This is a genomic window from Alteromonas macleodii ATCC 27126, assembly GCF_000172635.2.
Taxonomy (GTDB): domain Bacteria; phylum Pseudomonadota; class Gammaproteobacteria; order Enterobacterales; family Alteromonadaceae; genus Alteromonas; species Alteromonas macleodii.
Genome location: NC_018632.1, coordinates 4,222,614 through 4,236,125, shown reverse-complemented (window position 1 = coordinate 4,236,125; position 13,512 = coordinate 4,222,614). Strand labels below are relative to the sequence as shown.

General features: G+C 45.8%; 6 protein-coding genes. 2 read left to right on the top strand and 4 right to left on the bottom strand.

The genetic code is table 11. The features are described 5' to 3' along the window. The first annotated feature begins 71 nt into the window (after positions 1–71). A complete protein-coding gene (gene nhaC / locus MASE_RS18055) occupies positions 72–1,559 on the top strand; it encodes a Na+/H+ antiporter NhaC (RefSeq protein WP_014951141.1) in 1,488 nt (495 codons plus the stop codon). A gap of 133 nt (positions 1,560–1,692) precedes the next feature. Here the strand turns inward: nhaC and MASE_RS18050 are convergent, their stop codons facing one another. The 3 genes from MASE_RS18050 to MASE_RS18040 form a co-directional block, all read right to left on the bottom strand. Beyond that, positions 1,693–3,576, bottom strand: coding sequence for a GGDEF domain-containing protein (locus MASE_RS18050; RefSeq protein WP_014951140.1), 1,884 nt, complete (start codon positions 3,574–3,576; stop codon positions 1,693–1,695). A gap of 136 nt (positions 3,577–3,712) precedes the next feature. Further along, entirely contained in the window at positions 3,713–6,658 is a 2,946-nt protein-coding gene (locus tag MASE_RS18045; RefSeq protein WP_014951139.1) for a TonB-dependent receptor, read from the bottom strand. A gap of 66 nt (positions 6,659–6,724) precedes the next feature. After that, entirely contained in the window at positions 6,725–9,406 is a 2,682-nt protein-coding gene (locus tag MASE_RS18040; protein ID WP_014951138.1) for a glycoside hydrolase family 16 protein, read from the bottom strand. Between the two features lie 394 nt (positions 9,407–9,800). On the opposite strand from MASE_RS18040, the gene MASE_RS18035 reads away from it, so the two are divergent. Continuing rightward, positions 9,801–10,796, top strand: coding sequence for a cation diffusion facilitator family transporter (locus tag MASE_RS18035; protein WP_014951137.1), 996 nt, complete (start codon positions 9,801–9,803; stop codon positions 10,794–10,796). A gap of 122 nt (positions 10,797–10,918) precedes the next feature. On the opposite strand, the gene MASE_RS18030 is transcribed toward MASE_RS18035, so the two are convergent. Further along, positions 10,919–13,327, bottom strand: a complete 2,409-nt coding sequence (locus MASE_RS18030) for a TonB-dependent receptor (protein ID WP_014951136.1) — start codon at positions 13,325–13,327, stop codon at positions 10,919–10,921. Positions 13,328–13,512: the final 185 nt, after the last annotated feature.

Here is a 13,512-nt window from a genome sequence, read left to right as displayed (position 1 = left end):
ATGAAAGTAGATAAGACGTGTTTCCGTCCTGCATTCATTCTTGTCATTCGGGAAAATTACAGGGTAGTAAAATGACAGATGAACAGCGTGCAACACCAAGTCTCTTGCTTGCGTTAACACCTGTTGTATTGACGCTTTTAATCCTCGGCACCCAGATATTTTACTTCGGCGTGTTTGAGCCTCATATACCGCTTGCCATTGGCATAGCATTAACAAGTTTTGTTGGTACTTATCTTGGTCTAACGTGGGAAGAAGTGCGGGCAGGAATCTTTAAAGTTATCCATGTTGCGTTGCCGTCGGTAAGTGTACTTATTGTTGTAGGGATGATCATAGGTATTTGGATAGCCAGCGGTACGGTACCCACCATTATTTACTACGGGTTAAAGACCCTGTCTCCCCAAATTTTTCTGGCCGCGGGTATGGTTATCTGTGCAGTCGTTTCAGTTTCTTTAGGCACAAGTTGGGGCAGCGTAGGCACCGTTGGTTTAGCATTAATGGGTATCGGTGAAGGATTCGATATCCCCATGTACTGGACGGCGGGAGCAGTAGTTTCAGGCGCCTTTTTCGGAGACAAGGTATCGCCGCTGTCGGATACCACAAACCTTGCTCCAGCGGTTACAGGTACCGATGTGTTTTCACATATCAAGAATATGATGGCAACGACAATCCCTGCCATGGTGCTCGCATTTCTGATTTACCTTGGCGTCGGCTTCTTCGTTATCGATGCTCAGAGCGTCTCATTTGCAAAAATTGCAGGTATCACCAGTGCATTAGAAGATAACTTTACCGTTACGGGGTGGGCGTTATTGCCAGCGCTTGTTGTTATGGGGTTAGCCTTAAAGAAAATTCCACCCCTTCCTGCGTTATTTGCAGGAGCGGTTGTGGGAGGAGCTTTCGCCATGTTTATGCAAGGTCAGAGTCTGCAAGCCGTTTTCGATTATGCAAATAACGGATATGCCATCCAAACGAATATTGTTGAAATAGATAGTTTGCTTAATCGCGGCGGTGTTCAGTCAATGATGTGGACTATCTCATTGGTATTGATTGCGCTTGGTTTCGGTGGGGCGTTAGAAACGACAGGCTGCCTAAGAAGCATTATCAATGCAATAAAGAGCAAAGCGAAAACCTTTGCTGGTACACAGATAGCAGCGGTTGGTACGGCGTTTTCTACTAATCTGGTGGCTGGCGACCCGTACTTGTCGGTAGCCTTGCCGGGAAGAATGTATTCACCCGTTTATAGAGGCATGGGTTATTCCACGCTTAACCTGTCCCGTGGCATTGAAGAAGGGGGCACGTTAATGTCTCCGCTCATCCCTTGGAATGCCGGTGGTGCGTTTGTGATATCTGCTCTTGGCCTGGGTATTTCTGGCGCAAACTTAGAAAACCTGCTGTACATCCCTCTTGCCTTTGCATGTTGGACGGCGCCCCTAATAGGGATATTTTACGCCTATGTCGGTTGGTTCTCACCCAAAGCCACTAAAGCTGAAAAGGAAGAGTGGGAGTCTTCTGGCGCCGAAATAGCGAAATTTAATAAGGACGGAACGCCCGTTACCGAGTAATGTTGGATAAGCGAAAACAGTCGCTTGAAACGCGCGAGTGACCGTAGCTAAAACTAGTTACTACAGTGTTAAAGTCTGATGACTCTAATACTGTAGTACGCTCGACTTATTGGCGTTCAACTCTTTGGTTTTCTTAGTCATCCTGACTGAAAATACAAACTCTATTCCTACCAAACCTTTTAGCGACATAAAGTGCTTCGTCACACTGTTTAATGAGATTCGATGTTTCAATCCCTGTTTGATACTGCGCAATGCCAGCGGAAAAGGTTTGTGCGCTGATATTTGGCGAAATACGCACTTTTCGATAACTATCAAGGATAGAGTTAACAACTTTTTTAGCCTCGGCAGCCGACGTCTTAGGAAGGCACAGAATGAACTCCTCTCCACCATAACGTCCAAATGTATCTGTTTTTCTAATGCACTTGGAAACGTGTTCACAAAAGGCTTTGAGTAAATCGTCCCCACACTCATGGCCATAGTTGTCATTGATTTCTTTGAAGTTATCTAAATCGATTAACACCAAAGATAAGTCGTTTTTATATGACTTTGCTTCATTTAGCTCTAACTGCACTGCGCCGAGTAAACTTCTTCTATTACGAACGCCTGTGAGCGTATCTACGGTCGCTAATGTTTCCTGTTCTCTTTTCAATCTTCGCTGGACAGCATATAGATAGCTAATGAGGGCTAAAAGTCCAAATAAAGTCAGCGCCCCAGCAGTAAGAATTAGATTCATTCTGTTGCTGTTTGCAAGTTCCAGTTGAGATAATTCGTGCTGTTGTTTTAAGAGTTGTAGTTTTCGCTCAGCTAACGCACTTTCATAATAGTCGCTAAACAGTTCTTTTCTGTCGTCAGTTTGATAGTAAAGAGATTGATAAAAGTTCTTACTGTCTCGCAATGCTGAAATGGCAGCCTCTTTGTTCCCCAACTGCTCGAAAAGAGAAGACTGAATAGATTTGAATTGTGCCCAATGTAAATCGGGTGAGCTGTACTCGTCACTCAAGTTGTCGATAATTAAAGCTGACAACGCGTTAGCTCTTTCAAACTCACTCTGTTCTACTAGTGCTTTGAACCGAGAAATTTGATAAGTGTTAGTATCGTATGAGGTCGGTAGTAAGGATATGAAACTCTCAGTTTTTTCAATTAATTCATGCGCCTCTTTTACTTTGCCCAGAGCATAGAAATATTCAATTTTTAAAACTAGTCCATAGGTGTAGGTATTCCAGTCCTCAATGGATGTAGCGTATTCGGTGTATTTTTCGAGCATGTCGAAAGCCTCATCTATTCGACCTAAGTTATCGAGGCTTCTTCGTTGGCAGTCTAGGGCAATTTGGTAATACCGATGGGGGCTAGACAAAGGCCTAGTATAAAAAAAGGTCTCTGCACGAGAACACAATTCTAAAGCACGCTTATTCTCCCCTAAGTAAGACATATTGAGCCCTATCTCAAGCTCCATGTTTTCTATTGCACCGTCTCCAAAGAAGCGTTTTTCGGTTAATGAAGGCAGTTCGCCTAACACTTTCGCGCCTGAGTTTAGGGATGCTCTAATTAGTCCCATTCTCGCTAGAAAAATGGATTTAGTCGCAATAGCGTCAAAGTAAAGCTCAGGATCATTGTCGTTGGCAAACGCTATTACTTCGTCAATAGTGCTATGGGCTAAACGCCACTTTTCCTGAATGGCGAGGTTATAAGCTGACAGAATGTTGTGTCTGAAATACAACGCTGGGTGTGAACGCTTTATATCTTTTAAGTGGTCTTTCGGGGCAAGTTTGTACTCTTCGAATCCCGTGGGATGATCAAGCATAGATTGCAGTAAAGCAATGTAAACAGATGCAAGAGATGACTGTTCAGATAAGACATCAGAGTCAGAGACTAATGCCGTTAACTCTTCTTCACTGTCGGGTTTACTGCCTATAATTTGGGAATACGCTTGGAAATATCTGTCATCGTCAGATGCGAAGGTATTGTTTATTCCCAACAAAAATAGCACTAGTACGCTAATACACTTCTTATACTTCACTCGCTTTCTTCTTTTATTACTCGTACCTGAGCTTGTCTAGTGAGGTTATCAAATATTGGAAGAAATGTTTGATAATTCTAGCGTGCTAAAACAAAAAAGGGCCTGAAAAGGCCCTTAGTATTATTGCTCTATCAACTTAGAAAGTATATCTAGCGCCAAGCGTGTAGCGAGGTCCGTACTGACGAGCAAATAAGAATTGCTCTTCGAATCGGCCGTAGCCACGCTCTGTTTCGTCGTTAATGTTTACGCCTTCTAGGAAGACAGTTAGGTGCTCATTCACATCATAGTTGATGCTGGCATCAACTTGACCAAAGGTGTCGAACTGAGTTGCTGGGTTATCTGAAGAACCTTGTGCTTGGCCAATACCCACAACATAGTCTGAGCGCCATGCATAGGTCACTTTTACAGAAAGGCCTTCTTTCTCATAAAACACCTGGAAGTTGGCGGAGTCACTGATGCCTACAAGCGGGTCTTGCTCGTTCAGGTTGTAAGGGTCGTATTCAACGTCACCGTCAACTAACGTTGCGTTGGCGCCGAAACCAAAACCGGTGTCGCCAAACGTGTGCTGTATAGCTAGCTCAATACCTTCAACCGTTTTTGAATCGCTGGAATTACCAGGCTGTGTGGTACGCCAGGTAATTAACGGGTCGTCCGCATTAGGGGTTACCACACCGTTTTCGTCAGCATAGCCGTTATCAATAAAGTAATTATAGATAGCGCTATCGGTGGCTTGCTCACCAGCTGCCGTTAATGCGGTCACGGCTTCGTTCCAGCGAGGGCCTTGATAGATGTCACGTAAACCTTCGAACTGCTGATCTTGACCTGTGGTTGTAATGTAGTTTTCAACCGACTTTCTGAATAAACCCACGGCAAGCATGCTCGACTCGTCGTAGTACCACTCAAATGAAAGGTCTAAGTTAGTTGACTCGAACGGTAGCAAGCTGGTGTTACCCGCCGATGCGGTTCTCGCGCCAATTTTAGGGCTTCCACTGAATGCCAAGCCACCTTGTAGCAAGCCAATCGGCGCTCTGGTAATTGATTTACCCCAAGAGAAACGCGCAACAATGTCATCCGTCACATCTACTTTTACGTCGAACATGGGTAATAAAATGTCATATTCGCCTGTAAAGTCTTGCACCTGTAGCTCGTCTTCAAACTGCGTGATCCACTCAGAAGCTGCGACCCAATTTACCTGTACAGGTACACGAACCTCCGCAGAGCTTGGCACTTCTGTTTCTTCGTAGCGTACACCAGCATTTATTTGCACGTAATAATCACCGACCTCGAAGTCCCACTCTGACTGAACATAAATAGAGTCGGTAATTTCCTCTACGTTACTGACAGAAGGTGCTCCGCTGAAGTAAGGGTCGATAGAGTAAGCGTTACTCTCGCCAACGACATCACCAGTAATGAAAGCAAGTTGACGGGCAATGGCTTCGTCAAAATCATAGGTGTAATAGTAACCTGGATTCATGCCTGCGCCGCCACCGTCAAAGGCGTCTAGGAAGCCTGATGTGTCATTGCGAATAAACATGCTGTCTGGGAAAATTTCTGTGAAAGATGGACTAAAACCCGGGCCGCCGCGTAGTCCGCTCCACGCTTCAAAACCCGTCAATGCTTGTTCTGTTCGGGCGTAACCAAAGTCAATTTTAACCAGTGGTATGTCGAAAGCTGAGTTATACCACGTGCCGTCAAGCTGCAGTTGCTCAATATCAGAGCGACCTGGTGAGTAAATGAATTGGCTGAAGTTAGAGTCAATTTCACTAGGTAAGATTTCATTCGTACCGTTGTTCCAGTTCACATAAACTTGTGGAATCTCGCCTGCTCTGTAGTCGTAAACTTTTGACTCAAGCTGGTTTGAGCCCAGTATAATTTGGCCAGAGCTACCCAAACCTTTGTCATAACCGTTATCAATCTCGTTGTAAGAATCGTGGTAATCCAGACGGAAATGCCAATCGTCAGACACTACCCAGTCTAGGTTTACACCAATTGAACGCGCGTCAACTCGCGTGGTTTCGCGACTGGCAGTAAACGAGCCGTCGTCGCCACTAATATCGGCATAGACTGCTGTACCATTTTCGTCTAATTCGTACGCATTAATATTAGCGCCAAAGTTATTCCAAATACCCCATCCCACTGTGTTGGTGCCAGTAGTGGCGCGTGTTGCAGTGTAATCTATCGTTGCCGTAAAATCGTCAACTGGGCGAAATTGGAAAGTGACTTGGGCGTTTGAACGCTCACGCTGAACGTCAGTAATGCTGTAGTTCATGTCTTTAGGGAAGAACGCAGCGTCGGTAATATTGGTGCGGTTATCAACCACATTTTCAGGGTCTAAGTCAGGTAGTGCAGCGTTTTCTTGAAGCTGCCAGCCTTGAATATTTGCCGCTTGCTGCTGAAAGTCACGTTCTTGGTGAGAGAATGACAGACCAAATCCAAACATGTCATCGGCAAACGTGTTGCTGTAGACACCAGCAATTTCAGGGGTTACGTCATCACCCGCTTCGTTAGACGAGTCGTAAATACCTTTCACTGAAAACGTGGCATTTTGTCCTGATTGCGCCAACGGCTTCATGGTAATAATGTTTACCGTTGCACCTAGTCCCCCGCTGGGATTTTCTGCACGGGCGGTCTTCTGAAGCTCAAGCGTGTTTACACCTTCAGAAGAAAGGTTGGCTAAATTGAAGGAACGGGTAAAGCCCGTCCCCGGCATTTGTCTACCGTTCAGGGTAATTAGGTTGAACTCAGGACCAAAACCACGAACGGTAATTTCACTACCTTCACCGTTTGAACGACTAATACTTACACCTGTAATGCGTTGAAGTGCCTCAGCCAGGTTGGTATCAGGAAATTTACCTAGTTCTTCAGCGGATATGGCATCTACTACGCCGCTTGAGCTGCGTTTCAAATCCATAGAGCGGATCATACTGCCGCGAATACCGCTTACTTGAATAACTTCAACTTCGCCCTCTGCCGGTGTTACCGCTTCTGATTCTTGTGCGTAAGAGGGAAGAGCTAGGGTAGAGCCCATCAACAAAGCCATTGATGTGGCAAGCTGGGTCTTTTTAAATGGTGTGTTTTTCATAATTGCCCTACTAATTCTTATCAATTGGTCACTGCCGCTTTAAAGGCTAAAGCGGCATTTGCTTTGTTACTGTGCTGCTATTTCTACATTGTCGATGCGATAAACTGCACCTTCGCCTTGCCCCCATGCTGGGAACATCATGATGACGTTGATAGCGCTGATATCTAAGCCTGCGTCATATAGGGTTTGTAGTGGGAAAGTGTATGTTTGCCATTCACCTTCAACCGGATCAGCACCTTCCAAGCTGGCCAACATTGGAAGTTCAACAGCAGAAGAGACATTAATGGACTCTACTTTGAACAACCAAGGTGCAGAGGCGTCGTTAGGCATTGAGCTTACTTTCATTTCAAACTTAATCGCGCCATTTGAAAGTAGTGATGAAGCATCGAATGATACGGTTTCATCAGCTAAGAAACCCATCACCGTTGGTGTAGCGCCAATGCGAAATTCTGCTACTGTGCCGTGTTCCGCGTCGTCTACTTCTTCAGTTGGCGTTGAACCACCACAACAATCCCAGATTGACCATTGTTCAGCTGCTGTATCAGCAAAGAGCGTGATGCCCGCACCTGACGCATCTTCGCCGCTTTCAGGGTGGTAAAATTTCACATTGTCTAAGCGATAAACCGCGCCTTCACCTGTGCCCCAAGCTGGGAAAACCATAATGACGTCGATAGCACTCACGTCCAAACCACGTGCCTGCAATTCTGAAATGGTAAATGTGTAGGTTTGCCATTCACCTTCCACAGGCTCCTGACCCTCAACGCTATCAGAGAGTGGCAATTCAACAGCAGTAGATGCGCCATTAGACTCGATTTTGAATATCCAAGATGCTTCGGCGTTACTAGGCGCACTCACTACGCGCATATCAAACTGCAATAAGCCACCGTCGGTAAGTGCTGTAGCATCGAATGGGGTGTCACCGCCGCCAGATTCTGGGCGCGTGATAAAGCCCATTACAGTCGGTTCTGCGCCAATTCGAAATTCTGCAGTTAGACCGTGTTCTTCGTTGTCCATTTCTTCAGTAGGGGTAGAGCCGCCACAGCAGTCCCACATAGGCCAGTTAGGGTTTTGCCCATCTTCGAAGATGACTAATTCTGGGTAGCTAGCTCCGCCTTCTTGCGAAATTTCTACGTTAGCCATGCGGTAAACCGCGCCATTGCCGGTATCCCACGCAGGGAAAACCATGATGACATCGATAGCACTTGTATCTAAGCCTGCTGCTGCAAGCGCGCTAAGTGGAAATTCGTAAGACTCCCACACACCCTGTTCAGGCGCAGCACCAGCGGTGTCTGCGGGTCCTACATAGCCGTCCATCAGTGGAAGTTCTGCGGCAGTTGAACCTTCAGAACTTTCAATCTTAAATAGCCAATTAGTTGTCGCATTTGCAGGCAGCGATGTAACTTTCAGATCGAATTTAACACTGCCAGTTTCTTCCATTGGAGACGCATCAAACGGAGACGCTTCACCTTCTGGGTCGGTAATGAATTGAGCTCGACTGATAAAGCCCATTACCGTAGGTGTTTCATTAATAGCAAATTCGAAAACCTGTCCTTGCTCGGCATCTTCTACGAGTGCTGGTGTTGACCCACCACAGCAGTCCCACGCAGGCCAGTTTGGATTAGGTGTTCCGTCGAAAATAGTAAGGTTTTGTGCAACACCGGTTGACGGTGGTGAAGGGATAGGCGCCTCGCCTTCCACTAATGCATCGTCTAGTGAGTTGTAACCTGGGCGAACAGTTTCACAGCCCTTGCCGGTGTCTGGGTTCGATGCACATTCGTACACTCGAACATAATCGACCTCGTAAGTCTGACCTTCGACAAACGCTTCAGCATCAATACCTGTTTCGTTTACGTTAGCTGGCCAGTCGCCACCTACTGCAAAGTTAAGGATAATGTAGAATTCTTGATCGAATGGCGCGTTGTCCCAGTGAGTGGTTAGCTCACCTGTGCCTTGCTCAAAGTATTCCGCATACCAGCCGCGGTGAGAAAGTCCAGTTGCGTCACCGTTTGCGTTATAACGAACTTCTGAACGACGCTGCGTAGCGTAAAGGTAATCGTCCATGTACCAGCGAATTTCGCCTTCTTGCCATTCAACGGCGTAGGTGTGAAAGTCGTCTGCTGGATTCGCTCCATCAGGAAGCGAGTAGGCTTTGCCTGAGCTATCGTTATTTGGCCATTCTTGACCATAGTGAAGGGTGCCGTGAATATGGCTTTCAGGATTGCCGTCAGCATCTAGTGCCTTAAGGTTTACGGCTTCCATGATGTCAATTTCGCCAGAACGAGGCCAGCCACCGTAAACCTCATCAGTAGGCATCATCCAAAACGCCGGCCAACTGCCTTGACCAGAGGGTAATTTAGCACGCATTTCAATACGGCCGTATTTAAAGTCTGCTTTGTAGCGCGTGTTTAGACGGGCTGACGTATAAGGCTTTTGCGCTCCTTCTTCCGCGGGTAGAGCAACAATTTTTAGGCTACCGTCAGACACAAATGAATTGTCTTCGCTGTCGGTATAACACTGAGATTCATTATTGCCGCCACCGTCGCAGTTTACTTCGTGAGTCCAGTTGTCATCGTCAATACTGTTCCCATCGAACTCGTCGCTCCATACCAGCTCCCAGTCAGAAACGGGTGCCGCAGGATCAACAACGTCGATGTCTGTAGATGTGGTTGCTCCGCCTCCACAGCCAAATAGGGTTGCGACTGAGATCGCGGCAGCTATCCGCGAAAGTTGAGATGCTTTTTTCGTCATTGTTTTCAGCCCTGATCTAAAGAAATTGGGTTTTTATGTAGTGGCAAATGCCACGTAAAAAGCTTTTTGTAAGCGCTTACAATTTAGGTCAAATAAAAATGGCTGTTTGAAAGCGCTTACATTACATTAAGCGACTGACACATAAAGATCAATACTGTTCTCAAAAAATTAACATTTGGCTGTCGGTCTTATTTTTGTTGTTTTTCTTTTATTTCCAAATAAAACAATAATATAAGGTTGTATTGGGAGGTGGGTTAAAATTTAAAGGTGCTTGTTTCACTGACTATTTACAAATTATCTCAGAGACTTGTTAATGATCTGTGCTCGATATTTTGTTCGCACCTGGGTACACATCACGTTAAGCTCAATATACGATCTCATGTGAGTTGTTATTATGCATCACCACAATCACAGCACTACCGCCTCCAATCATCATAAAGGTCAGCATCACGGCCATCACCACGGTGCGCATGCTGAAGCGCTAGGCACAGATTCCACACGCATTGGTTGGGCGTTCTGGCTAAATTTCATCTTTACTATTATTGAATTCATCGGGGGTTGGCTTACTAACAGTGTCGCCATAATGGCAGATGCTGTTCACGATTTAGGAGACTCTCTATCCATAGGTCTGGCGTGGTATTTAAGTAAGCTCGGGAATAAAGCATCTACCGAAAAGTATACGTATGGCTTCAAACGGCTAAGCCTTATGGGAGCTATGATCAACGGCGTTATCTTGGTGATTGGCTCAATTTGGGTGTTGTCTGAGGCCATCCCTCGTTTATCTAACCCCGAAATGCCCGTTACAGAGGGTATGATTGGATTAGCGATCCTAGGTATTGTCGTGAATGGATTTGCAGCTTATAAACTCCACGGCGGTCATTCGATGAATGAAAAGGTGCTTAACTGGCACTTAATTGAAGACACGATGGGGTGGGTAGCGGTACTGGTAGTAGCCATTGTGCTCCATTTTGTTGAATGGCCTATACTCGACCCAATTTTATCTATTGGTTTTACGCTATTTATTTTGGTCAATGTTGTTCGGTATGTTGTGCAGACCATGTCTTTGTTTCTACAGGGCGTACCTGACTTGGCTACAAGGAATGCTATTAGCAACACGCTTTTGAAAATCGAGCACGTTGAAGAAATTCACCATGTACATTTTTGGTCGCTTGACGGAGAGCAGCACGTGCTTACTGCACACGTGGTAATAAACTGTGCAATAGACAATGACAAACTGAGAGCACTCAAAAAGAAAGTTCACGAGCGTTTAGCCCCCTTTGAACTTGCTCATACCACGATAGAGTTTGAGTTGCCGGGTGAGCCATGTCGTGATGATAATGACCATTTACACGCCCACTCTCATGAACACCAGCACGAAGAGATAAATTAATACTATTATTTGGGCAAAGGCGTTTGTTTTGATTTTCAGGGACTAACAGCCTGATGTTGTGCAAAAAAGAGGGGCGTTCACACGCCCCTTTCAACACACACGTTTTTTAATTTATAACGAGATTAAAACCTTGCTTTAAATGCTACGCCGTAATAGCGATCTGCATCGCGCGGTATTTGATAGCGGAAGTTGTCGCCGCTATATGTGGTCGCGTAGCTTTCATCAAGCAAGTTCTTCGCAATCAAAGATACGCGGAAGGCATCGTCTTTGAATGAGAAGCTAACGCTTGCGTTAAGCATGCTGTAGTCAGGTAACAATGAGTGAGGATTGAATTCACCCGTGTTGCCTGGCAAGTCAGAGTACTGTTCATCGGTATAGATGTAAGACGCGTTGTAGTAAACGTCAAAACCATGCTCTGTTTCCATGAAGTACTCCGCTGACAGCGAGTATTTCATGTCAGGTGAGAATGGTACATCCAAGCCCGAACGGTCGGTACACTCTGCCTCTTCAGGACAATTAAATCTATCGATCTCAGCCTTGGTGTACGCAGCGCCACCGATTAGCGTTAGGTTGTCGGTTGCGTTCCACATAAAGTCTACTTCAACGCCTTGGGTCGTCACATCACCAGCATTGGTAAGGCGCGTAATACATGCGCCGTCAGAACAATCAAAGTTGTTTGCTTGGAAGCCTTCAATGTCAGTACTAAATAGCGCGATATTTAAAAGTAGATCGCGACTTGCGTACTTATAGCCAATTTCGTAAGCGTCAGATTCTTCCGCGCCAATAGGGCGTCCGTCATTCTCTGGGTTGAAGTTATAGTAAACATTGAAACCAGGGCCTTTGTAGCCTTGAGAATAGGTTGCATAAACCATTTGATTTTGGTCGAGATCGTATTGAACACCAAGGCGGCCAGACAAATTGGTTTCATCTACCACACCTTCTGCATCGGTGTTCTCGGTCGCAGGGCGAACGCCCACACCACGGCGTCCATATTCGTCGTTACTTATACGACGGTGAGTGTAAGACACTTCATCATCGGTATAGCGAAGACCGAAGATAAGGCGTAAGTCATCGCTTAAGTCGTAGGTGCCATCTCCGTAAACGGCCCAGTTATTAAACTCAGTGCTCATGAATGCCGTGGCAGACACAATGTCGTTGGCATTACATGTCACACCTAGCGAATTAGCGTAAGCGTCTAGGTCAGAAAGTGCGTCTGTCAGCGCATCTCCAGACAGGTTATTCTGCGCATAGAATGTCAGTGCTTGGTCAAGTTGAAGGTTATTGTTTTGGCAACTTGCATCACGAGTGAAGTTACGCTCTGAATCCATGTTCCAGTAGAACATACCGGCTAAGAAGTTGAATGGGCCAGCTAGGTTTGATGCAACACGGAATTCTTGAGAAAACTGACTCCATTCTTGCTCACCTACGTCATGCAGCTGAAACGGCACTCCAAATACTGGCTGGTCGCTGTCGCCAGCAATAGACGTAAAATCACCTTCGCGGAATTCTGTATTTTCCCATGAGCGCTGGGCAGTGATCGACGTGAAGGTGTAGTCACCAATGGTTTTGTCAACTTGTACAGAGAAGGCCGAGTGGTCGTCAATAGTGCGAGATTCGAAGTCATGATCAATTTGTCGCTGTTCTAAATCGATACCGTCGGCAATGGTCTCACTGTTGGGTGCTGCCTTTGAGTCGGGATTTCGACCGCTAGATACGCCTTCTAAATCAGCACAACAGTCGTCATCTGCGCTGTAAATTTCGCTAATGAACTTTACTTTTAAATCATTGGTTGGCTCGTAAACCACAACTGCACGGGCACCTTCACGGTCATAACCGTTTACTTTTTCATTGTTGTAAACGTTGTCGATATAGCCGTCGAATTTACCTTGGAAGACGGTTAAGCTGGCTGAAAGGTCGTCGGTTAAGCCACCACTTACTGTGCCTTTTAAACGGTATTCGTTATCTTGATAAAACTCGGTAGAAAGACTGCCTGTGAGCTCCTGAGAAGGATCTTTTGTGGTGATGTTTACCACACCAGCAGAGGCGTTCTTGCCAAATAAAGTACCCTGTGGACCACGTAGTACCTCAATTCGATCTACATCGTACAAATCGGCAAACGCTTGACCAGAACGCCCTAATACAACGCCATCTACCACCGTGGCTACGCTTGGCTCTGCGGCGATACTAAATGAAATTGTTCCAATACCACGAACGGTTAAGGCTGAATTTCGAGTTGTTGTCCCTTTTCGGAAGCTCACAGAAGGCACAAGCGCTTGTAGATTTTCAACATTGTTAGCAAAGGCAGATTCTATCTGGTCACCGCGTAACACTGATACAGCAACGGGCACATCGCTGATGCTTTGAACACGCTTTTGCGATGTAACGACAATTTGTTCAAATGATTTATCATCTTTTGAGGCGTCGACTTGCTCTGTATCTGCCTCTTGCGCAAATGCATTGGTGTGAAGTAGCAATCCAGATGTCATAGCAAGGGTTACCGCCTTGCTGATGAGTGATCTCTTTGTATTCATGTTGTTCTCCAGGGTGTTTCGCTTATCACGCCCTCACTTACACCTTGCTACCTTTATTTGGATACAAAAGCATTTGAGCAAGTAATCGGCGTTTCGTTTTTTATTCTGGCTGCGTAGGGTACAGCGCTACGCGTATTATTCTTTCAATAGCAAAATTCAATAGCGTAAAAATACGGTCTTCTATA

Excerpts from the sequence above, each read along its gene's own strand:
- nhaC (WP_014951141.1), top strand. The coding sequence starts at position 72 with ATGACAGATGAACAGCGTGCAACACCAAGTCTCTTGCTTGCGTTAACA.
- MASE_RS18045 (WP_014951139.1), bottom strand. The coding sequence starts at position 6,658 with ATGAAAAACACACCATTTAAAAAGACCCAGCTTGCCACATCAATGGCT.
- MASE_RS18040 (WP_014951138.1), bottom strand. The coding sequence starts at position 9,406 with ATGACGAAAAAAGCATCTCAACTTTCGCGGATAGCTGCCGCGATCTCA.
- MASE_RS18035 (WP_014951137.1), top strand. The coding sequence starts at position 9,801 with ATGCATCACCACAATCACAGCACTACCGCCTCCAATCATCATAAAGGT.
- MASE_RS18030 (WP_014951136.1), bottom strand. The coding sequence starts at position 13,327 with ATGAATACAAAGAGATCACTCATCAGCAAGGCGGTAACCCTTGCTATG.